This is a genomic window from Melghirimyces thermohalophilus (assembly GCF_900102685.1).
GTDB lineage: Bacteria > Bacillota > Bacilli > Thermoactinomycetales > DSM-45169 > Melghirimyces > Melghirimyces thermohalophilus.
In genome coordinates this window covers 136,766-159,841 of record NZ_FMZA01000004.1, presented here as the reverse complement: position 1 = coordinate 159,841, position 23,076 = coordinate 136,766, and the positions used below count along the sequence as shown (strand labels likewise).

Genomic DNA, 23,076 nt, shown 5'->3' with positions numbered 1-23,076 from the left:
GGCGGGCACCAATCGCCGGCCGACTCCCATATGGGAGTCTTTTTGTTAGAACAAACGGATCCGGTTTGCCCTTGTAGTACCCTTTGGTAAAATTGCGGCATTACGGTGGTGAGCACATACCGAATTCACTCGATCTTCATATGTTGGAAGTGAGGATGGAACCGAGCCTGATTGAATTGGAGGATGGAATGATTGACAGATCAGTACTCATCGACAAGCGCCGTCGGCATCCTGGATTCTGGTGTCGGTGGTCTAACCGTAGTCAAAGAAGTTTTTCGACAACTCCCCAAGGAACAGATCTTATATTTCGGGGATACGCTTCGCTGTCCCTACGGACCACGATCGGCGGAGGAAGTGGTTCGGTTTACGATGGAAATAATTGGTTATTTATCCCTTTATCCCTTAAAGGCTCTTGTCATCGCATGTAATACCGCCACGGCTGTCGCTTTGGAGAAGGTTCGCCACGAACTGCCGGTCCCCGTGTTGGGGGTCATCGAGCCTGGGGCACGGGCCGCAATCAAAATGTCCCGTCGGGGAAGGGTCGGGGTGATCGGGACACAAGGGACCGTACGTAGCGCAGCCTACGAATCCGCTTTAAAACGAATTGACCCCGATATTCATGTGGAGAGCCTTGCTTGTCCCACCTTGGTTCCTTTGGTGGAAAGCGGTGGAGAGGATACAGAGCAAGCACGCAGTATCGTGCAAAAAGCCCTCGCCCCTTTGAAAAAAAGTCGATTGGACTCCCTGATTCTGGGCTGTACCCATTATCCATTGATTGCTGATTGGATTGGACGGGAGATGGGGGAGGACGTGATCTTGATCAGTTCCGCCGAGGAAACGGCGAGAGAACTGAGCACAGTTTTGCATCACAAAGGCTTGCATTGCGATGGGCCGGCCCGCCATCCAGGTGAACATCAGTTTTTCACCAGTGGTCAACCGGAGCTCTTCCGATCCATTGCGGAAAGATGGCTCGGTCAAAAGGTGACGGTTAAGCACGTAGAATTGCCTGTTCTGGAAGAAAACCCGGTATAAAGAACTCCCTGAGGGTGTGTACGAGGGGAAGTATTTACCCGCAATCGCGACTTTGGTTATGCAATCCGCGGAAGGTTGTCTTCTCTAAGCAGCCGAAGCGGCTTCGGGTAAATGCAGCTGCTCACGGTACACGACACTCTCGTGGGGATTTTTTGTGGGGAGTGGACAAACAAGTGTGATAATTCATCTGGGGGCTCGTATACATGTACTAGATCAATTGTCCCAGGAGGGAAGTGCGTATGAACAAATGGTTCAGAGGGATCGCTCCCCTGTTAACCCTCCCGCTGGTCGCAACAGGGTGTCTCTTCGGTCCCGAAAAGGAATCAGCTCCCATTGATCCACCCCCGAAAAACTCCCAACAACAAGAGGAAAAACAGGAATCTTCCGATGATGAAAAAAGTGCAAAACAGAATCAATTGGAGCTGTATTTTTTGTCCGACGAGGGAATGGTGGTCCCTTACTCCTTGAATGTCCCGAAGGTGGAAGGGATTGCAAAGGAAGCCCTGGAGTATATGGTGAAAGGTGGAGCGGCGGAGAAGGAGCTGCCGGAAGGGTTTAGCGGCATATTGCCCAAAGGTACCGAAGTCCAGGGATTGGATATCAAAGACGGGACCGCTATCGTCGATTTCTCCAAAAAGTTTCTCGATTACGAAGCAAAAATGGAGGACGATATATTAAGTGCGGTCACCTGGACCTTGACCGGTTTTGAGTCGGTGAAAAAGGTGAATATCCAGGTGGACGGGCGCAAGTTGGAGACCATGCCTAAAGGGAAAACGCCTGCACAGGGGTTGACCCGGGAGATGGGGATCAACCTGGAACTGGCTCAGGGCGTCGACGCCAGCAACAGCATGCCGGTCACCCTTTATTTTTTGGGACAGTCCAAGGACAATACCGTGTACTACGTTCCGGTAACACGGATGATCAATCGGCAGGAGGATGTTGCTAAAGCGGCGATGAAAGAATTGATCAAAGGGCCTCAGCACGGATCCGATTTAGTCAGCGCTTTGGCCGAAACTACTCGGGTCAACAGTGTCAAGGTAAAAGGAGATACCGCTGTAGCCGATTTTGGAAAAGAACTCCTTCAGTACAGTGATGAAAAAAAGGCGTCCCGCAATGCACTTAACGCCATCGTCTTGTCCTTGACAGAGAATACAACTGCTGAAAAGGTGAAAATCACCGTGGACGGGAAATCGGACGTCGGAGCCAAAGGGGGAGACAACTTCGACAAGCCGGTAACTCGACCCAAACAGATCAACCCGTCCGGTATTTGAAGCCTCGCCATTGGGAAAACCTTAAACAGGAAGGCTAAAGAGGTGATGCCGCCTCTTTTTTCTTTTCGGGTTCATCGCTTCCGGCGCTGTGTTATAATGATGAGACTACATATTGGAGGGGTATGATTTGAGGGTAGACGGACGTCAATATAATCAGCTTCGAAAAGTGGAAATAACACCCGATTACATGAAACATGCGGAAGGGTCCGTCTATATTTGTGTCGGGGATACCAAAGTGATTTGTACGGCTTCGGTGGAAGATCGAGTGCCTCCTTTTCTCCGGGGGTCTGGAAAAGGCTGGGTGACGGCGGAGTATTCTATGCTGCCGCGGGCGACCCAATCCCGCACCATTCGCGAATCCAGCAAGGGCAAAGTCGGAGGACGAACCATGGAGATTCAACGATTAATCGGCAGAAGCGTCCGCTCGGTGATTCAGCTGGATCGGCTGGGGGAACGGACCATTTGGCTGGATTGCGATGTGATCCAAGCGGATGGAGGAACGCGCACCGCATCGATCACCGGTGCCTTTGTTGCGGCGGCCCAGGCGCTCCACCGGCTGGTCCAGTCCGGATCGCTTAAATCGATGCCGGTAACCGACTATCTGGCAGCAACCAGTGTGGGCATTGTGGACGGAAATCCCAGCCTGGATCTCTGCTATAGAGAAGATTCCCAGGCCAAGGTGGATATGAATGTCGTGATGACCGGCTCCGGCAAGTATGTGGAGATCCAGGGAACAGGGGAAGAGGCTCCCTTTTCGGCGGAAGAGCTGAACAATCTATTGGGTTTGGCCCGGGAAGGAACGGCCCAGCTGATTCAAGCGCAAAAAGAAGTGCTAAAAGAGGCGGGCCGTTCGATCGGGGGTGAGCCCCATGGCCAATCCGTGGCGATGGACTGAGCTGGTTTTTGCCACCCGAAATCGACATAAGGTGGAAGAGCTTGACGCGATGTTTTCCGATGCTCTCGGGATCAGGGTGGTCGGTTTGGACGGCTTTGGCGATCTCCCCGAGATTGTGGAAGATCGGGACACCTTCGAAGGAAATGCGGCCAAGAAGGCGGAAAACATCGCCGCTATTTTACAGCGTCCTGTCGCGGCCGATGATTCCGGTCTCGAAGTGGAAGTGCTGAAGGGAGCGCCAGGTGTCTACTCCGCCCGTTATTCCGGGCCCGGCGCCACCGATGCCCGCAATAATGAAAAACTTTTAAAGGAACTGACCGGGGTGCCGGAAGAAAAGCGGGATGCTGCTTTTGTCTGTGTGTTGGCCCTTGCTTTCCCTGGGGAGGAGACCCGAATCGTTCGCGGAGAATGCCACGGCAGGATCGCCATGCAGCCGCGGGGAGAACACGGTTTCGGCTATGACCCCTTGTTTCTGCTCCCAAAAAGGGGATGTACGATGGCCGAGTTGCCGGCGGAAGTGAAAAATCGAATCAGTCACCGGTCTGCGGCGACAAAGAAAATGATTCAACTGTTGAAAGAGCAGTTTCAGTTTGCGACTTCGCCAGCGTCGAAGGAGTGATGTTCACATGCGGGTGTTGATCGTCAGTGATTCTCATGGACAGGGTGAGCTGCTCCGGACCGTGGTGGATCGAGTCGATGCCGATCACGTCATCCACTGCGGCGATTTTTGTACGGAAGCTTCCCACCTCCCAACCGGGTCCCTAACCGTGGTTCGTGGCAATTGCGACTGGGAGGAAGTAAGGGAAGAGGCATATTGGGATGGCGGCCCCCATCGCTTTTACGTTACCCACGGCCATCGTCACCAGGTTCGATCCACGCTGTTGCCGATACAATACCGGGCACAGGAAAATGGGGCGGATATCGCCTGTTACGGACACACCCATTATCCTTTATGCGAACAGGCAGACGGGGTGTTGCTGATTAATCCGGGCAGCCTCGTCGATCCCCGGGGTTTTCCCCACCCTTCTTACGCCATCCTGGAGATGGAAGGGGAAGAAGCGGTGACTGTCGCCTTTTATACTCCAGATGGAACACTTATCCCGGAGAGAGGTGGAGCGTACACCCTCCATCTCCGATCTTGACGGGGAAAGGGTTCATGGTATAATATATTTTAGGATTATTATGGTGAAACTCCGTCGGGTCCCAGTAGCTCAGCAGGATAGAGCAACGGCCTTCAACAAAGGAGCCTCTATGGGGAAACGAAAACCCGTAGAGTGGACGACACTGTATCGGTGAAGCCTTAACGGGGTATGCCGCCGATGGTAACACCGAGGAAACTCACGATTCCCGCGAGGGGATGAAGGGGTTTTACAGGATCAAGCCTTAGGGTTTGAGGGTAAAAACCCTGAAAGTCACCGATATAGGTGGCCGTGAGGATCCGTAGAGACTATACGTGTCGCACCTGAAACGGTGAAGATATAGTCCAGACCACAAACAGTCTGAAACGACTGGTGACGAAAGTCATAGTGGTATGCTAAGCCGTTGGTCGGGGGTTCGAATCCCTCCTGGGACGCCATCCTGTTTGGACTGGAGTTTCACCTGGTTTTCATCGCCCCGTTCGGGGCTTTTGTTATGTTTTCAGGGGGCTTCCCTTCCCTTGCAAAGGGCGACTCATATGATATAATGAAGCAGTTGCATATGTACGGAACCCTTGTGGGAAGTACGGTTTCAAATAGAGCTGGTCAGGAGGGAAACATAGCTGATGAAGGCTAACTGGGAAAAGACCGAAAATAACCGTGGTGTGCTCACGGTTGAAGTGGATGAACAAAAATTCTCCAAAGCGCTGGATCAGGCGTTCCGCAAAGTGGTGAAAAACGTCAACGTCCCTGGTTTTCGGAAAGGAAAGGTGCCGCGTCCCATCTTTGAAAAGCGGTTTGGTGTGGAGTCTCTGTATCAGGACGCCGTGGAAATCGTAGTTCCGGAGGCCTACCAAGCTGCTGTAGAAGAAACGGGGATCGAACCGGTAGACCAGCCGGAAATCGACATCGATCAGCTGGAAAAGGACAAACCCTTTATTTTCAAAGCGACGGTGACGGTGAAACCGGAAGTGAAACTGGGTGAGTACAAGGATCTGGAAGTTCCGGAAAAAGACTTTTCCGTCAGCGATAAAGATGTGGAAGAAGAATTGAAGAAAATGCAGGAACGCCAAGGTGAACTGGTGGTCGTGGAAGATGGCCAGGTAGAAGAGAAAGACCGTGTGATGATCGACTTTGAAGGTTTTATCGATGGAGAGCCCTTTGAAGGTGGTCAGGCGGAGAAATATACCTTGGAAGTGGGTTCCGGTCAATTTATTCCCGGGTTTGAAGAGCAGCTGGTCGGTATGAAGCCGGAGGAAGAAAAAGAAATCACTGTCACCTTCCCCGAGGATTACCAAGCTGAAGAGTTGGCTGGAAAGGAAGCCGTCTTCAAGGTGAAGCTGCACGAGGTCAAACGGATGCGGCTGCCTGAACTGGATGATGAATTCGCACAGGATGTCAGCGAGTTTGATACCTTGCAGGAATTGAAGGACGATATCGAGAATAAACTAAAAGAACAGAAGTCCCAGGATGAGGACAACTACAAACGGAACACCCTAGTGGAAAAAGCGGCTGAAAATGCGGAGATCGATCTGCCGGAAGTGATGGTGGAGCATGAGATTGATCATATGCTGGGTCACTTTGAGCAGCAGCTGCAGATGCAAGGGGTGACACTGGATCAATACATGCAGTTTACCGGCCAAGAGAAATCGACTATCCGGGAACAGTTTAAAGAGGATGCGGAGAAGAAGGTTCGTGCCAACCTGGTCTTGGAAGCGATCGCCGCTGAAGAGAACGTCGAAGTGGACGATGAAGAGGTCGACCAGGAGCTGAAAAAACTGGCAGAACAGATGGGGCGGGAAGAAGAAGAAGTCCGCAAACTCCTGCAAGCACAGGGTGGAGTGGATCAGATTCGAGATGAGCTGAAGATCCGAAAAACGGTCGACCTACTTGTATCCAACAGTAAAAATGCGGCATAATGAAAATAGGACGATGTAAAAAGCGAGGCACGTTTGACACGTGCCTTGTTTTTAAACATATATGAAAGGAGGAGGGAAAAAGGACTTTTGGCGTCGGAGACGATGAGTTTGGAACGGAGCTAGGACATCGGTGTGTGAAGGATCATCAGTAATCCATATAACCTGTACATAAACAATCTTTCAGCAGGGTTGACTGTTGAGAGCTCTGCATGGTTCAAACTGAAAGATACATAACGTCCGGAAGGTGCCGGCTGCGGGTACGGGGGCATTCCTGCTGGCGGCCGGCCCAAAGGGGACATCGCGGCTCTAAACAGCGAGGTGATGATTCACCAAACGCCTGGAAAACCATGTGTGAGGAGGGGCCCGCACATGCGAATCAAGCAGAGGGATTCACAATCATCGTCGGAAACGCTAGGAACGTTGATGGGTGTATAGCCGAAATGACGGTTTGGTGGACCGGGTGATCACCCGCTAGAGAATTTGAGAGGGGTGATACAATGTTTAAGTTTAACGAGGAAAAAGGGCAACTCAAATGCTCTTTCTGTGGTAAATCCCAGGATCAAGTCCGGAAATTGGTGGCCGGTCCGGGTGTATATATCTGTGATGAGTGCATTGAGCTCTGCAATGAGATTGTGGAGGAAGAACTGGGTGGCGAAGAAGAGGTTGATCTGCAAAACTTGCCCAAACCTCAAGAGATCAACGAAATTCTCGACGAGTATGTGATCGGGCAAGATATAGCGAAGAAATCCCTGTCTGTTGCCGTCTACAACCACTACAAGCGGGTCAATTCCGCCTCTAAGAACGAGGATGTGGAGCTGCAAAAGAGCAACATCGTCATGATCGGGCCGACGGGGAGCGGGAAAACCCTGCTGGCTCAAACCATGGCCAAGATTTTGAACGTTCCCTTCGCTATCGCCGATGCCACCTCCCTGACAGAAGCGGGTTATGTTGGGGAGGATGTGGAAAACATCTTGCTCAAGTTGATTCAAGCGGCTGATTATGATGTGGAAAAGGCGGAGCGCGGGATTATCTATATCGATGAAATCGATAAAGTGGCTCGGAAGTCGGAGAACCCTTCGATTACTCGGGATGTGTCCGGCGAAGGGGTGCAGCAGGCGCTTCTGAAGATCCTGGAAGGAACGGTGGCCAGCGTTCCCCCACAGGGCGGACGCAAACACCCCCACCAGGAGTTCATCCAGATCGATACCAGCAATATCTTGTTTATCTGCGGTGGTGCCTTTGACGGTCTGGAGCCGATTATCAAACGCCGTATCGGTAAGAAAGTGATCGGTTTCGGTTCCGAAAGCAACACCGCTGACTTGAAACCGGGCGAATACCTGAGCATGGTTCTCCCCGAAGATCTGCTCCGCTTCGGTCTCATTCCGGAATTTGTGGGACGGTTGCCGGTTATCTCCACCTTGGAGCCTTTGGATCAGGAGGCGCTGGTCCGGATTTTGACCGAGCCCAAAAACGCACTCGTCAAACAGTATCAGAAACTGTTGGAGATGGATCAGGTCAACCTCGTCTTTGAAGAAGGTGCCTTAAAAGCCATCGCGGACGAGGCGATCCGTCGAAATACCGGTGCCCGAGGGTTGCGGGCGATTATCGAGTCGATCATGCTGGATGTCATGTTTGATCTTCCGTCCCGGGAGGACGTGACAGAATGCGTGGTAACCGAAGAAACGGTTCGCAACAAGGTGGCTCCGCGGTTGACGACCCGAGAAGGCCGAGAAGTGAATAAAAAAGAAGAAAGCGCCTGATTCCATGAAACGCACCCTCTCTAGGGTGCGTTTCATTATTTCGGACTCAACTCAACAATATAAAACCTTTGTGGGAGGCGTTGTTTATCCCGTTCGGAAAGAGGGGATTTATGATAGAATATGAATGGCAGTCATTTCTTCTGCCTGTCGGGTTTATTAACATTCATCCTTTTCTTTTCTACGTTCAGGTCCTGCAAGCTTGAACGATGCCGGAAATAATGATGGAATCTTTTAGAACTGGAGCGGTGGTCAGATGCTGCAAGTGGAAGTGGTTTCTCGTGAAGATTATCTATCCTTCATCCAGAAACAACCCTGGGGCAATTTTATGCAGTATCCGTCCTGGGCGGAAGTAAAAACCGAATGGAAAAATGATCTATTAGGTTGGTTCGATGCGGAAGGGCGTATGGTTGGGTGTGCTTTGATTTTATATCGGAAGCTGCCGGGCCTGAATAAATATTTAGCTTACATACCCCGGGGGCCGATGATCGACTGGGAGAGCAAACAGATCCAGGATTGGTTTGAGCCCCTGTTCGAACATTTGCGCCGAAGAAATGTTTTTAGTGTAAAAATGGAACCGCCGGTGGTTCGTGCCGAATGGGAGACAAAAACGATTAAAGGTTATCTGAAAGAAGTGCGGAAGCACGGCCTAAAAGGAAAAAGATTGCTCGATCTGGGGCCGGATCGAGTGGATCCCCACGCCGAATTCATCCAACAGGAGTTGGCGGCGATGGGATGGAAACAGAAAGAGGGAGAGGGCGGTTTTTCCGCGGTACAACCCCAGTATGTGTACCGCCTTCCCCTCAAAGACCGGTCCCTTGATGATGTGTTTGCCGGCTTTCACAGCAACTGGCGGCGCAATGTCCGGAAATCAAAAAAACAAGGGGTCGAAGTAACTGTTGGCGGCGAGCAGGACCTGCCGGAATTTTACGATCTCTTAAAGGTGACAGCGCAGCGGGATCAATTTATGGTGCGCGGATACTCCTATTTTGAAACGATGTACAAGGCCATGAGCAAAGAAGATCCGAATCGGATCCGGTTATATATGGCAAGATATGAAGGCAAACTGTTGGCTTCCACCATCGCCATCTACGCGAATGGCCATACTTGGTATTTGTACGGAGCCAGCGGGAATGAGATGCGCGAGAAGATGCCGAACCACGCGATCCAATGGCGGATGATACAGGATGCCCATGAAATGGGAGCTCATACTTATGATTTTCGGGGGATCAGTGATACCCTTGACGAATCCGATCCTCTTTATGGTTTGCTCCGTTTCAAGTTGGGCTTCGGAGGGAAGGCCTGCCAGTTGATCGGGGAATGGGATTATCCTCTTCAACCGCTTCTGCAGTGGGCTTTTGACATGTACATGAAGAAGCGATGAGGTGTTCATGCCGTGAGTCTAAGTTTATATCTGGATCGACGGAAATGGTATCGACATATTGATGAGACTGAACAGCATTATCCCGGCTTTGTCCCCGTTATCAAGGGGAACGGGTATGGCTTCGGTAATGAATATTTAGCCGAAGTCGCCTTGGAGAAGAAGAAAAAAGTGATCGCGGTGGGAACCGTGGACGAAGCGCGACAGCTGGGAAAGATAGGCACTTTTTCTGAGGTGATCGTGCTTACCCCGGTGATGACCGAACTAACCCGCGCGGACTTGGTGTCGGGGAGGACGTACACCGTAGGCAGTCGGGAACAGCTTCGCTTTCTGGTGAAGTCCTTTGACCGCCTTTTGGCCGAACAAGGAAGCGTCTGGTCTGAGATGGATGTCACCTTCCGGCTGAACATCCTGTTGAAGTGTGAATCCACCATGAAACGGTACGGATTTTCTCTTCAGGATGCGGAACGGATCCCCGATTGGATCGATGGGGTCCAGACGGACCGGGTCCACGTCGAGGTAGCGGGTATGTCCATCCATTTCCCGAAAGAAAGAATGACGGCTGCAGCGCGGGAGAAGCAGATCGGGGACTGGGTGCGGGTGATGGATCGAATCGATCCTTCCCGTCGCAAGATGTATCTAAGTCACCTGACACCGGCTCAATATCAGGCTGTGGTTGACCGCTGGCCGACGATTGACTTTTCCATTCGCCTGGGAACCGACCTATGGCTGGCGGACAAGTCTTTCGTAGAGACGAAAAGTACGGTACTCGATGTGAAACCGATTCGGCGGGGGGAACGGTTCGGCTATAAACAGCTGCGTTCCCCCCGTACGGGCCATCTCGTCTACGTCGCCGGGGGTACCGCCAATGGGGTGGGCTTGGAAGCCCCCGCCTGTGCCAGGGGCGTCAAAGATTGGGCCAAGTTGACGGCCTTTTGGCTTCTCGGGCTCGTTAACCGCCATCTCAGCCCTTTTTCCTACCGGGGAAAACGTCTGTGGTTTGCGGAACCGCCCCATATGCAGACCAGCGTGCTGTTGGTCCCGTCAGGGGCGCCCCTTCCAAGGCCAGGTGAAGAACTTCCGGTTCAGCTTCGTATGACCACGGCCGTTTTTGACCGGCAAGTGATCGTAGAGGATGAGGTTCTGGAGCTGACGGAGCGAAATCCGATACCGTCCCAACATGAAGAAAAAGGCAACGCTGTAGAGGCGATCCCGTAAAAAGAGCCCAACCGCCCCGCTCACACCCGCTTTCGGGTAGAAGCGGGGCAATTTCGGTCTGACTATCCTCCCTGTGGAGCGGTCATACTAACACCCAGAATCGAAGCGGACCGCCTTCTGGACCATGGGGAGGAATCAATGATGAACTGGACAGTTATGATTATGCTGTTGCAGGTCTTCTTTTCAATCGTTATCGGCCTGTATTTCTGGAACCTGTTGCGAAATCAACAATCCAGCCGGTCGGCGGTAGACCGGGAATCGCGAAAAGAGATGGATAAACTGAGGAAGATGAGGAGTGTATCCCTGACAGAACCTCTTTCGGAAAAGACGAGACCCTCTTCCTTCGATGAGATCGTGGGTCAGCGAGAGGGATTGCGGGCATTGAAAGCAGCTTTATGTGGTCCCAATCCCCAGCATGTGCTGATTTATGGGCCACCGGGTGTTGGTAAAACCGCCGCAGCACGGGTGGTGTTGGAGGAAGCGAAAAAAAATCCCGAATCTCCCTTTACCCGCAGCTCCAAATTTGTGGAAATCGATGCGACCACAGCCCGCTTCGATGAACGGGGGATTGCGGACCCTCTGATCGGATCGGTTCACGATCCCATTTATCAGGGAGCGGGGGCGATGGGAATGGCGGGGATTCCCCAGCCGAAGCCCGGTGCGGTCTCCAAGGCCCACGGCGGACTCTTGTTCATCGATGAAATCGGTGAACTGCACCCGATTCAGATGAACAAGTTGTTGAAGGTATTGGAAGACCGGAAGGTCCATTTTGAAAGCGCCTATTACAGCTCAGAAGACACCAACACACCGTCCCATATCCATGATATCTTCCAGAACGGTCTCCCGGCGGATTTCCGCATGGTTGGTGCGACCACCCGAAATCCAGAGGAGATTCCTGCGGCGATTCGTTCCCGTTGCTTGGAGATTTTCTTCCGTCCGCTCTTGGGTGAGGAGATCGAAAACATTGCTCGCCAAGCGATTGAACGGATTCGATTTACCTATCAGGAAAAGGCGATCGACGTCATCAAAAAGTACGCCACTAACGGCCGGGAGGCGGTCAACATCGTTCAAACCGCAGGCGGATTGGCTTTGACCGACGGGCGCAAAGAGATCAAGAGCTCTGATGTGGAGTGGGTGGTTCACAGCAGCCAGCTCACCCCTCGCCCCGATAAAAAAGTGCCTGAGAAGCCGCAGGTCGGCTTAGTCAACGGGCTGGCCGTATACGGTCCCAATATGGGCACGCTGTTGGAAATCGAGGTGACGGCGGTCCCCGCCAGCCCAGGAAGGGAAGGAACCCTTCGGATTACAGGAATGGTGGACGAAGAAGAGTTGGGTGGCCGGCAACGAACCCTGCGCAGGAAGAGCATGGCCCGCAGCTCCGTCGAAAATGTTTTGACGGTGCTCAGACGGACGGATATCGATCCCTATGCGTATCACCTGCACGTCAACTTTCCCGGCGGTGTTCCACTGGATGGCCCTTCTGCCGGCATTGCCATGGCTTCGGCTATTTATTCCGCCATCAAAGGAATCGAGGTGGATAACCGCTTGGCCATGACTGGTGAGCTTGGCATCCACGGGAAGGTGAAACCCGTCGGCGGTGTGGTATCCAAGGTGGAAGCCGCCAAACAAGGGGGAGCCACTCGGGTGTTGATCCCAGAGGAGAATATGCAGGCGATCTTTGCAGAGATAGACGGAGTTCAAGTGATTCCGGTGCGGGACATGGAAGAGGTGCTTCCTCTGATTGCTGTAGAAGATGTAGAAGAGGAGCAGGATAGCTCCTTGCCTGCTGCCGGTGTTTTGACCGCTACCCCGACACCGGCAACCTGAAGCTAACAGGATCGGCCGCATGGTTCCGTTTTTCGGGATCGGCGGCCCTGTTGTATGAGAGCCGGGCTGTCATGGACAAAAGGAAATGAATAAGATAAAATCGTTAAAAGCTTGAGTTAGTAAGCGTGAGATACGGCAACGGAGGTGCGTACATGGCTCTCAAAGAGGAGGAGCGCGTACTGCCATTGCTGCCCCTTCGCGGTTTGCTGGTTTATCCCAGTATGGTTTTGCACTTAGATGTTGGCCGCGAACGTTCCGTCAAGGCATTGGAACAGGCGATGGTGGATGATGATCTGATCTTCCTTGCAACACAGCATGAAGTTCAGCTGGAGGAGCCGACCCCGGATCAGATCTATAAAATGGGAACAGTCGCCCGGGTCCGGCAAATGCTCAAACTGCCTAACGGGACTATCCGGGTCTTAGTGGAAGGGCTGAATCGAGCGCGGCTCCAAGAATTTACAGAGACCGAATCCTATTATCAAGTACGCGTCAACGAGATCATTCAAGATGAAGAAAACGATATCAATATTGAAGCGCTGATGCGCTCAGTTCTCGATCACTTTGAACAATATCTGCGCCTCTCCAAAAAGGTTTCACCTGAAACTCTGTCGGCGGTGTCGGATATCGACGAACCGGGACGGCTGGCTGATGTGATCGCCTCCCATCTCCCCTTGAAGATCGAAGACAAACAAAAAATCCTGGAGACCATCGACATCAAAGAGCGCCTGGAAACCCTTCTCTCCATTATGAACGATGAGCGTGAAGTTCTGGAGTTGGAACGGAAGATTTCTCAGCGCGTAAAGAAGCAGATGGAGAAGACACAGAAAGAATACTACCTCCGGGAACAAATGAAAGCGATCCAGCGGGAGCTAGGGGAAAAAGAAGGCCGACTGGGTGAAGTGGAAGAGCTCAGGGAGCAGTTGGAAGGGCTGGACGCACCGGAGGAAGTGAAAGAAAAGGTCGAAAAAGAGCTGGATCGCATGGAGAAGATCCCTACGACCTCCGCTGAGGGCGGCGTTATCCGCACCTATGTGGAGTGGTTGCTGGAGCTGCCCTGGAATAAAGAGACAGATGATGATCTGGATATCAATAAAGCGGAAAAGATTCTGGATGAAGACCATTACGGGTTGGAAAAAGCCAAAGAACGGGTGCTGGAATACCTTGCGGTCCAACAGATGGTGAAGAAAATGAAGGGGCCCATTCTTTGTCTCGTCGGCCCTCCAGGGGTGGGTAAAACCTCTCTCGGTCGCTCCATCGCCCGGGCGCTCAACCGTAACTTTGTCCGTGTCTCTCTGGGTGGTGTGAGAGATGAAGCGGAAATTCGCGGGCATCGCAGGACTTATGTGGGAGCGATGCCGGGTCGCATCATTCAAGGGATGAAAAGTGCTGGTTCGTCCAACCCCGTCTTTTTGTTAGACGAGATTGATAAAATGACCATGGACTTCCGCGGGGATCCGGCTTCAGCGTTGTTGGAGGTGCTGGATCCGGAACAGAATCGGAATTTCAGCGACCACTACATTGAAGTTCCCTACGATCTGTCCAAGGTGATGTTTATCACCACAGCCAATACCCTCCATACGATTCCCCAACCGTTGTTGGATCGGATGGAAACTCTCTATATCTCGGGATACACCGAGATTGAAAAGGAGAAAATCGCCAAGGATTATTTGATCCCCAAGCAACTGGAAGAACATGGTTTGAGCAAGGATCAGTTTCAGATTCATGGCGATGCCATTCTCAAGGTGATCCGTCATTATACTCGGGAAGCCGGCGTCCGCAATCTGGAACGGACCTTTGGCCAACTGGCTCGCAAAGCGGTGAAACAGTTGGTGGGAGGCAATCGGAAACGGGTGGTGGTCACTGGGAAAAATCTATCCAAATTCCTCGGACCGGAAAAATTCCGGTATGGGAAGCTGGAGGAGACCGACCAGTTGGGTGCAGCCACCGGTTTAGCCTGGACGGCCGCTGGAGGTGACACCTTGACGATCGAAGTGACGGTGTTGCCTGGCAAAGGAAAGCTTACCCTGACCGGTAAGTTGGGTGACGTGATGAAAGAATCTGCCCAAGCCGCCTTCAGCTACATCCGTTCCCGGGCGAAAGAGCTGGAGGTCGATCCCGATTTCAATGAAAAAAATGATATCCATATCCACGTCCCCGAAGGGGCCATTCCAAAAGACGGTCCGTCAGCGGGGATTACCATGGCAACGGCCCTTGTATCGGCTTTGACCGGCCGTCCGGTCTCCCGTCACGTGGGCATGACTGGGGAGATCACGCTGCGGGGACGGGTGCTGCCCATCGGTGGGTTAAAAGAGAAATCCCTCGCCGCGCACCGGGCCGGCTTGACCCATATTCTGGTGCCCGAAGAGAACAGTAAGGACTTGGATGATATCCCTAAAAGCGTGCGTAAAGATCTGAAAATCACCTTCGTCTCCCATATGGATGAAGTGTTGAAGCTGGCAATGGTGAGGGATACCGATGAAAGTGACACAGGCTGAGTTGGTAATTAGTGCCGTAAAACCGGCCCAATACCCGACGGACGCCCTGCCGGAGATTGCTCTGGCCGGGCGTTCCAATGTGGGGAAATCTTCCCTGATCAACCGCTTGATCAACCGAAAAAACCTGGCCCGGACCAGTTCGCGGCCGGGAAAAACACAGACGCTCAATTTTTATCGGATTAACAACCAGCTCTATTTTGCAGATATGCCCGGTTACGGCTTTGCACGGGTGCCCCAATCCGTCAAGGCGGCTTGGGGACGGATGATTGAGGGATACCTGAGCAGTCGGGAGAGGTTGTGCGGCGTGATTCAGCTGATCGACCTTCGCCACCCCCCGACCCGGGATGATCGCACTATGTACGATTATCTAAAACACTATGATCTGCCGACCATCGTCGTGGCCACCAAAGCGGACAAGATCACCCGTGGTCGCCGGCAGCAACATCTGAAGGAGATCCGTAAGGGGATCGAGCTGGATCCTTCTGATCCGCTGCTTCCTTTTTCGTCCCAGACCGGACAGGGAAAAGAGGAGCTTTGGAAAGAAATTCGACGACTTACCGAAGCCGACTCCCGTTTCTGATAGAGAGGAACCATTGGGGAAATAACGGAATAGGGTACATATCACGATAGCTGAATCAAACGCATCCTTGGAGAAAGGTTGGGAGAGATGGAGACAAAAACCCGCGTAGCTGTACTATACGGGGGCAAGTCAGGAGAACACGAAGTATCGCTTTCCTCCGCCGCCTCCGTGATACAAGCGATCGATCACGAGAAATACGAGGTGTTCCCCGTACTGATCAGTCAGGAGGGGGCTTGGATACAGGGAGCTCAGGCTCTCTCTGCACTGGAGGGCAAACTGGAGCCGCGCTTGTTCACACAGTTGGGAGAAAGTATAACGGACGATGACCACCTTCCTGCCACCACCCGTCTCCCGGCACTGAAGCTGGATGAGATCGATGTCGTCTTTCCTGTTCTCCACGGAACCTTCGGTGAAGACGGAACGGTGCAGGGAATGTTGGAGATCGTCGATATCCCCTATGTGGGTGCAGGAGTTCTCGCCTCCAGTGTCGGCATGGATAAAGTGATGATGAAAAAGGTGTTCGCCGCCGAAGGCTTGTCCCAGGGTGACTTTACTTCTTTTCTCCGCTCGCAGATCGAGGAGGCAATTGATTCGGTCGTGGCAAACATCGAGTCATTATTTCCTTACCCCTGTTTCGTAAAACCGGCCAATCTCGGATCCAGTGTCGGCATTTCCAAAGCAGGGAATCGGAACGCATTGAAAGCCGCTTTGCGATTGGCGGCCAAGTATGACCGGAAGGTGATCGTCGAGGAGTTTGTCGCTGCTCGGGAAGTGGAAGTGGCGGTCCTCGGCAATGACCAACCCCAGGCATCGGTCCCCGGGGAGATTGTCTCTTCCAATGACTTCTATGATTACCGGGCCAAATATCTGGATGGAAAATCGGAGATGCGCATCCCTGCCGATCTACCGCTGGAAACGGCAGCGGAGATCCGCCGTTTGGCGATCGAGGCTTTTCGCGCCATTGACTGCAGCGGATTGGCTCGAGTGGACTTTTTCGTCCGGCATGCAGATGGCCAGGTTCTGATTAACGAAATCAACACGATGCCGGGCTTTACTCCATACAGTATGTATGCCAACCTGTGGAAACATGAGGGTCTCTCCTACTCGGAGCTGATTTCTCGTCTGATTGAGCTGGCCCTGGAGCGATATCATGAGAAAAAGAAATCGACGACCCGGTTTGGATCGGAATAATGAAACCCCCGCGTGAGGACGCGGGGTTTTTCAGTGAATGACGTTTGGTAAAAAAACGGGTGCAACAGTCCAGGATTTCGAAGTCCGGTTGTCCTTGTGATGATCGAACTTCTTCAGTCGGGCGAGCAGAAAAGCCAATCATAATGAAATTGGCCATGGCTCCCGACCATGACTCGAGCATTTATCCGAGTTCATACAGTGTTGTCGTAAACACCACCTTTCGAATTGTGGGGAAGTATCCTAACGGCTACTTATTTCCGCTAATTAGTGGGGTTTTCTTTAGGGCTTTCACATTAGGATTAAGGAAGAGTTTCATTTAACTGTACTATGAGACATACGGACACGCGGTCTCTAGCTTAGAAAACTCAGGTGAATTTAGAATAATATCTTTAGCCTTCTCTCTCTTGAGGACGACGATAGGGTCAGGTGTTGAAACAAGCTTTTCCGCATTCTCTCTAGCAAAAGAAGGTAAGATTTCTGTGAGAGACAAAAAGGCCACCGTTTCCAACAACTTGGCGCTATTTCTTTCGGAAAACCAGCATCAGTCCCAGAATGATTAGAAGACCCGGCCAGTATGTGTTCAGCCAGACCGCAAAAGGACCGATACCCGGGATCTGGTGAATACCGGGCCATGCGAAGATTCCCATACACAAGAGCAAGGTTCCGATGGTGCCGTGTCTCCGGTTTTTTTTGATGATTCCTCCGCAGATCAGGAAGGCGGCCCCGATGATAGCGGGGACCAAACTCCAATGGCTGGGCCACCATTCCAGGTGGTTGAGTCCCCAGGCGTGAAGGCCGAGTCCCACGGCAATTCCCCCCCAGATCATCATATAGGGGTGATTAGGCTTGCGCATGGCATGTAAGATGATAAAAACACCGGTAAGAATCAGTAGGAATTCCCATGTGGCCAGGTTTTGGGTCAAAGAGTAACCCAGCTCCCGGAGCAGCAACAGCACACCGGTCAAGGCGATTAATATTCCGAAGGTTTTTGCTCGCATGTGGTTCCCTCTCTCTGGTTTTGATAAAATTTGGAGGGGAGTTCGGCAATGATCATTCCGGTCAAGATCAAGGCGCATCCCACCAAACGCCATCCGGTAATGGCGGTATCCAGCCACCAGTAGTCGGTTAATGCCGCGAAGACCGGTTCCATCGAAAAGATGAGCGCTACCCGTGTCGGGCTGGTAAAACGCTGAAAATGGGTTTGTCCGACATAAGCCAATACCGTGGCAAATAGGGAGGTAACCCACACAGCCACCCAAACTCCTGGCTGTGCCCAAGTTTGGGTGGTCATTAACCGGCTCCAGGGCTCAAACAACACGGACAGGATCAGGCTGGCTACCGCCACGAAGGTGACTTGAACCGTCACCAAGGGCATAGCCTCCGCCCAGGGGGCGTACTTGGCGGTGTAGGCCACTTGAAACGCAAATCCCACTGCACAAATGGTGGCCAATATATCTCCGAGATTCACCTGGGAAAAATCGGCCAGGGCTAAAAGATATAGACCGGCGACGGCCAATCCAACGCCGATCCAGGCGTTGATTCCCGGTCGAATTCCCGAGATGAAAAAACTGAAAACGGGGATCAAGGCGACTGAAAGACCCGTGAGGAAACCGGACTTGCCGGAGGTGGTATACAGCAGGCTAAAGGTTTGAAAGGCAAATCCGACAAACAACCACAGCCCCAGAAATATGCCTGCAGATAAGTACCTGGGCTGAAAAGCTTTCCGATGATCCTTCTGCCACAGAAGGTACAGCCACAAAAGCAGGGCAGCCAACCCAAATCGGACGGTTAGAAAAGCGAAGGGCGGCAAAATTTCAATCGCACCCTGGACGAGAACAAAAGTGGCTCCCCAAACAAAGGCGATCATCAGGAGCGCCCCATCTGCCCGGATCCTGTGATGGTTCATGCGAATCCCCTCTTATGTAAATGATCGGACTAAACTTCATAGTAACACAATTTAGCCGGAAATAAGTATTGAAACCCCCGTCATCATGGTCTTTGTCTTAATAACTATGGTAAAATTATGTTAAGATTAAATAAGACGAGCGCAGGTTCCCTCGCAACCTTGTGCCGCTTATAGTCACTGCTGCAGGCGGTCGCCGAAGGGAACAGGTAACTTGTCGGAAAGGAGGTTGGGACTGCTTCACGTTCCAGCAGGAAGGAAGAAGGAGAATGCTTTACATAATCTAAACAGTATTTTAAGAGTTTGAAAAAGAATGGCGGTATGGATGAAAATGAAATGGCAGAATTGGTTGGAACGGACGAGTCGTTGGTCTGTTGTCTTTTTTGCTTGGTTTCTATCCCTTTTTACCCTCCTGAAAGATCCTGGCACCGGCTGGAGCCTGCTTCATCTGATCACGCTGTCAGCCCTGCTGATGTTTACGGAGTTTTTTCCTTTCCCCGGCCATGAAGGGAGGGTAACGGTTCACTTTCCCTTTCTGTTCACCCTCTCTTCCATGTTTTCACCGGGATTGGCAGGGGTTGTCTATACAGTGATTGTGCTGACGGTGACCTGGAGCAAGAAGCATTCCCTTTATCGGGCCGCATTCCGTACCGGTTATACCATCATCGGCTTGTACGGGGTCCAGTTATTTTTAGCCACGATCGGCATCACTTGGATCAATCAAGGCGGGATTGGCCTACCGTTTCTCGCTCTCACGGGATGTGTTCTCGTCTATGAGCTGGTTAGCAAAGGGATTCGGGATGGTGTGGAATATCTGCGTGCTCGCCCGCGTTGGTCGAGGCTCTGGTTGGCAAACTGGAAACTGGAGACAGGCGGGGCCGTCTTATCTCTGATTTATTGCCTCGCTTATTACGGGATGCTGCATGTGGGTAGGGAGACAGATCCGTTGGCCTTTCTGTTTTTCTACGCCCCCTTGGCGGCATTTGCTGTTTTGTCCCACGTGATCGTCAAACTGGCGAGGAAAGAACACAAATTGAAGATTTTGCTCCTACTCGCTAGCGATATCAACAAAAACCTGGACCTTCGGAAGGTGATGGAAAAGACGCTGCTTCCGCTGTCCAAGGTGATTCCATACAGCTTCGGTTTTTTCCATCTCATGAAAAACGGCCGCCTGCATCCGGCGGTGATAGCGGGGGACGTCCCCGTGGAATTAAAAGAGAGAAGCCTTCCCCTGAATCACGGAATCAGCGGTTGGGTAGCCGCTCATGGCGTTCCAGCCATGGTACATAACACGAAGGATGATCCGCGTTGTCACGGAGATCTAGAAGCAGCTGAAGAGCTGCGTTCGCTCCTATCCGTTCCGCTGATCATGGAAGGGGAAGTGCTGGGTGTAATCACCCTGGGTAAGACGGAAGAGCGTGCCTTCGATGATGCAGATCTCACCTTTCTCCAAGTCTTGGCTAGCCAATCAGTGGTGGCGATTAAAAACGCCAGGCTGCTGGAGGAAAGAGAACGGCGGGTCGTGGCTGAAGAAAGGAACAGACTCGCTCGGGAAATCCATGACGGAATCGCCCAATCTTTTGCCGGTGTATTGATGAAGGTAGATTCTTCATTAAAAATCTTTGATTCTCAACCGGAAAAGGTGCGGGAATGGCTGGAAGAAAGCCGTCTCAAACTGCGTGACGGTTTGAAAGAAGTGCGCCATTCCATCACAGCCCTCCGACCTTCCCCCGCCGCTAAAATCGGGTTAATCCCGGCCTTGCGTCGCCGGGTGGAAGCTTTTGAAAACGAGACGGGGGCAGATGGGATCTTTGAGCAGAAGGGAGAACGGTTCCCTCTGACATCGGAGGTTGAAGAAACGATTTATATGGTCTGTCATGAAGCGCTGTCCAACGCGGCCAAACACGCCAAAGCTGAAAACGTTCGGGTCCAACTGGCCTTTTCTAGTGATCATGTCTGTTTAACCGTGGAGGATGACGGAGTGGGCTTCTCCCTGGCCAAAGCGGTACACAAGGCGGAAGCGCAAAAACGCTATGGGATTGTCGGCATGAGTGAACGGGCCCAGAAACTGGGCTCGGCCCTGCAATTTGACAGCGAAGAAGGAAAAGGGACACGGGTGATTTTGACCATACCGATTGGAGAAGAGGAGGAGGCGGCTGTCCATGCCCATTAATGTAATCTTGGTGGACGACCATGCGGTGTTGCGGGACGGGTTGTCCAATATCATCAGCCTGGAGGAGGACATGGAGGTCGTCGGGCAGGCGAACAGTGGAGCAGAAGCTTTGCAGATGATTGATGAGCTAAATCCTGATGTGGTGCTGATGGATATCAACATGCCGGGAATGAGCGGAGTAGAGGCGATTCGGCGCATCCGGTCCAAAAATACCAAGGTCGCCGTGTTGGTGTTGACGATGTTTGATCGGGATGAATACCTGTATGAGTCGATCCGGGCCGGGGCGACGGGATATCTGTTAAAGGATGCTCCCTCCGGCGATGTTATTGAGGCGATCCGCTCTACTTATCGGGGCGAGTCGACGCTCCATCCGATCATGGCTCGGAAACTGTTGGACAATATCAGCGGCGGGAAAAAAACGGATCGCGGGAGCAGCGAAGATTCACTCACGCCGCGGGAGCTGGATGTGCTCAACCTGATGGTGAAGGGGTTGTCCAACAAGGAAATTGCGGAGCAATTGTTTATCAGTGATAAAACCGTCAAAATCCATGTCAGTAACATTCTGAAAAAGCTTCGGGTAAAAAGCCGATCCCAAGCGATTATTCACGCCATTCAACACGAATTGGTGTTGTTGGACTGATTCGGGCTACTAAAACACCCAACCGGACGGGCCTTCCCGTCCGGTTGTTTTTATGTGTTGCGGTGGCGGAGCAGACGTTTTTCCATCCGGGAGACCATATCGTACATCAAGGTAGCGAGGACAGCCACAATCAACAGACTCATCATGACCAAGGTGAGGTTGAATACTTGAAAACCGTAGATGATCAGGTAGCCCAGCCCGTTTTTGGATACGAGGAATTCGCCGACGATCACTCCGACCCAGGAGAGGCCCACATTCACTTTGAGGGCAGCGATCAAGTCCGGTATACTGGCTGGGAAGATAATCCGGGAAAAGAGTTGGAACCGGTTGGCGCCAAAGGCACGGGCCAGTCGCAGATAATCCGGGTCTACTCCCTGGAAACTGTTGTACATGACCAGTGTGGTGATAATGACCGTAATAGCGACCCCCATCGCCAGGATGGAGCCGAAGCCGGCTCCGATAGTGACGATGAACAATGGGCCGAGGGCTACTTTAGGCAAGCTGTTTAAAATGACCAGATAGGGGTCTAACACCCTTGAGAGGAAAGGAGAGGCCCAGATCAAGGTGGCCAAAGCGGTTCCTGCTGCAGTACCAAGGATAAACCCTAGCACGGTCTCGGATACAGTGATCCCAATATGGTGAAATAGCTCTCCTTTGGCGGTCATCTCAAGAAATAGCTCCCAGACTCGGGTGGGGCTGCTGAATAGAAAAGGGTCAATCCACCCTTGTCGGGCGCTCACTTCCCAGCCAGCAACAAACAAAATCAGGATGGCCGCCCGGGCGATGCCGACTCCCCAATCCCTCAACCGGTGACGCCGTAAGTAGTCAGCGTGAATCTCCGACTGTGCCCCTCTGGTGAGCCATCTAGTCAACGGTTTTATCATGACTCTCCATCTCCTTCCACAATTCGTTGAACAGCGGGCGGAAGGAGGGCATCCCACGGGCGGTCAAGGGATCGGCGGATCGCAGCTCTTCAGGCACCTCCAACGTTCGGCGGATCTCCCCTGGCTGGCCTCCCATCACCAGTATGCGATCCGACAGGGACAAGGCCTCCTCCAAATCGTGGGTGACGAGTAGTGCGGTCATCTCTCTTATTTTCAGTCCGTCAGTCAATAATTTTTCCAAGTGAAGTTTAGTTTGATAATCGACTGCGGAAAAAGGTTCATCCAGTAATAGGAGATCTGGTTCAACGGCCAAGGTTCGGACAAGAGCAACCCGCTGTCGCATCCCTCCGGAAAGCTGAGACGGAAACAACTTCAACGTGTGTCGAAGTCCCAGCAGCTCCAACAGCTGGCGCGCATCATGGGAAGTTTGTCGATTTTTCCTCCCCCTAAACTCCAGGCCTAGGGTGATGTTATCTTCCACTGTGCGCCAATCCAACAAGCAGTCCTGTTGGAGCATATAACTGACCCGATTAGAGGGAGCTGTCACTTCTTTTCCAAAAATACGTAAACATCCGGAAGATGGGCGGATCAAACCCGCCATCAGGGATAAGACGGTGCTTTTCCCACACCCGCTGGGGCCGACCAGACTGACAAATTCTCCCGGATGGATCCGGAAGGAGATTGGTTTTAATGCGTGCACTTCATCCTGTCGGTTCAAATAAACTTTGGTGACGCTATCCGCTTCGATGGCATAGGTGTCCATCAGGGTCACCC

General features: G+C 52.3%; 19 protein-coding genes. 15 read left to right on the top strand and 4 right to left on the bottom strand.

Annotated elements, in window-relative coordinates; all coding sequences use genetic code 11:
- Positions 1 to 192 precede the first annotated feature (192 nt).
- From racE to BLP91_RS04210, 13 genes are all read left to right on the top strand, one after another.
- Positions 193 to 1,032: a glutamate racemase gene (racE, locus tag BLP91_RS04275; protein WP_091567009.1), complete on the top strand. Its 840-nt coding sequence runs from the start codon at positions 193 to 195 to the stop codon at positions 1,030 to 1,032.
- 239 nt (positions 1,033 to 1,271) lie between these two features.
- Entirely contained in the window at positions 1,272 to 2,303 is a 1,032-nt protein-coding gene (locus BLP91_RS04270) for a GerMN domain-containing protein (protein WP_091567007.1), read from the top strand.
- 127 nt (positions 2,304 to 2,430) lie between these two features.
- Positions 2,431 to 3,198 (top strand): ribonuclease PH, encoded by a 768-nt coding sequence (gene rph / locus BLP91_RS04265; protein WP_091567006.1) that lies wholly within the window; start codon positions 2,431 to 2,433, stop codon positions 3,196 to 3,198.
- On the top strand, positions 3,173 to 3,817 hold the full coding sequence (locus BLP91_RS04260) for an XTP/dITP diphosphatase (protein WP_091567004.1): 645 nt from the start codon (positions 3,173 to 3,175) through the stop codon (positions 3,815 to 3,817). Before rph ends, BLP91_RS04260 begins: the two co-directional genes overlap by 26 nt.
- A 7-nt stretch (positions 3,818 to 3,824) precedes the next feature.
- Complete coding sequence (locus tag BLP91_RS04255) at positions 3,825 to 4,340, top strand: metallophosphoesterase family protein (RefSeq protein WP_091567002.1); 516 nt, start codon at positions 3,825 to 3,827, stop codon at positions 4,338 to 4,340.
- 620 nt (positions 4,341 to 4,960) lie between these two features.
- Positions 4,961 to 6,253, top strand: a complete 1,293-nt coding sequence (gene tig / locus BLP91_RS04245) for a trigger factor (protein WP_091566998.1) — start codon at positions 4,961 to 4,963, stop codon at positions 6,251 to 6,253.
- 497 nt (positions 6,254 to 6,750) lie between these two features.
- Positions 6,751 to 8,013 (top strand): ATP-dependent protease ATP-binding subunit ClpX, encoded by a 1,263-nt coding sequence (gene clpX / locus BLP91_RS04240; protein WP_091566996.1) that lies wholly within the window; start codon positions 6,751 to 6,753, stop codon positions 8,011 to 8,013.
- Positions 8,014 to 8,266: 253 nt separating this feature from the next.
- The gene (locus BLP91_RS04235) at positions 8,267 to 9,394 is read left to right on the top strand and encodes a lipid II:glycine glycyltransferase FemX (protein WP_176757809.1); all 1,128 of its coding nucleotides are present in this window, start codon (positions 8,267 to 8,269) and stop codon (positions 9,392 to 9,394) included.
- 12 nt (positions 9,395 to 9,406) lie between these two features.
- The gene (locus BLP91_RS04230; RefSeq protein WP_091566994.1) at positions 9,407 to 10,609 is read left to right on the top strand and encodes an alanine racemase; all 1,203 of its coding nucleotides are present in this window, start codon (positions 9,407 to 9,409) and stop codon (positions 10,607 to 10,609) included.
- Between the two features lie 141 nt (positions 10,610 to 10,750).
- Positions 10,751 to 12,436 carry an ATP-dependent protease LonB gene (gene lonB / locus BLP91_RS04225; protein ID WP_091566992.1) on the top strand — a complete coding sequence of 562 codons (1,686 nt, stop codon included), beginning with the start codon at positions 10,751 to 10,753 and terminating at the stop codon, positions 12,434 to 12,436.
- Positions 12,437 to 12,588: 152 nt separating this feature from the next.
- Positions 12,589 to 14,931 (top strand): endopeptidase La, encoded by a 2,343-nt coding sequence (gene lon / locus BLP91_RS04220; protein WP_091566990.1) that lies wholly within the window; start codon positions 12,589 to 12,591, stop codon positions 14,929 to 14,931.
- A complete protein-coding gene (gene yihA, locus BLP91_RS04215) occupies positions 14,912 to 15,511 on the top strand; it encodes a ribosome biogenesis GTP-binding protein YihA/YsxC (protein WP_091566988.1) in 600 nt (199 codons plus the stop codon). Before lon ends, yihA begins: the two co-directional genes overlap by 20 nt.
- 87 nt (positions 15,512 to 15,598) lie before the next feature.
- The gene (locus BLP91_RS04210) at positions 15,599 to 16,702 is read left to right on the top strand and encodes a D-alanine--D-alanine ligase (RefSeq protein ID WP_091567083.1); all 1,104 of its coding nucleotides are present in this window, start codon (positions 15,599 to 15,601) and stop codon (positions 16,700 to 16,702) included.
- 518 nt (positions 16,703 to 17,220) lie between these two features.
- On the opposite strand, the gene BLP91_RS04205 is transcribed toward BLP91_RS04210, so the two are convergent.
- A complete protein-coding gene (locus BLP91_RS04205) occupies positions 17,221 to 17,700 on the bottom strand; it encodes a hypothetical protein (RefSeq protein WP_091566986.1) in 480 nt (159 codons plus the stop codon).
- Positions 17,673 to 18,608 (bottom strand): DMT family transporter, encoded by a 936-nt coding sequence (locus tag BLP91_RS04200; protein WP_091566984.1) that lies wholly within the window; start codon positions 18,606 to 18,608, stop codon positions 17,673 to 17,675. Before BLP91_RS04200 ends, BLP91_RS04205 begins: the two co-directional genes overlap by 28 nt.
- Before the next feature lie 310 nt (positions 18,609 to 18,918).
- Between BLP91_RS04200 and BLP91_RS04195 the strand changes: the two genes are divergently transcribed.
- Entirely contained in the window at positions 18,919 to 20,778 is a 1,860-nt protein-coding gene (locus BLP91_RS04195; protein ID WP_091566982.1) for a GAF domain-containing sensor histidine kinase, read from the top strand.
- Complete coding sequence (locus BLP91_RS04190; protein ID WP_091566980.1) at positions 20,768 to 21,418, top strand: response regulator; 651 nt, start codon at positions 20,768 to 20,770, stop codon at positions 21,416 to 21,418. Before BLP91_RS04195 ends, BLP91_RS04190 begins: the two co-directional genes overlap by 11 nt.
- Positions 21,419 to 21,468: 50 nt before the next feature.
- Here the strand turns inward: BLP91_RS04190 and BLP91_RS04185 are convergent, their stop codons facing one another.
- Complete coding sequence (locus tag BLP91_RS04185; RefSeq protein WP_091566978.1) at positions 21,469 to 22,302, bottom strand: ABC transporter permease; 834 nt, start codon at positions 22,300 to 22,302, stop codon at positions 21,469 to 21,471.
- Positions 22,283 to 23,065: an ABC transporter ATP-binding protein gene (locus BLP91_RS04180; RefSeq protein WP_091567082.1), complete on the bottom strand. Its 783-nt coding sequence runs from the start codon at positions 23,063 to 23,065 to the stop codon at positions 22,283 to 22,285. Before BLP91_RS04180 ends, BLP91_RS04185 begins: the two co-directional genes overlap by 20 nt.
- Positions 23,066 to 23,076 lie beyond the last annotated feature (11 nt).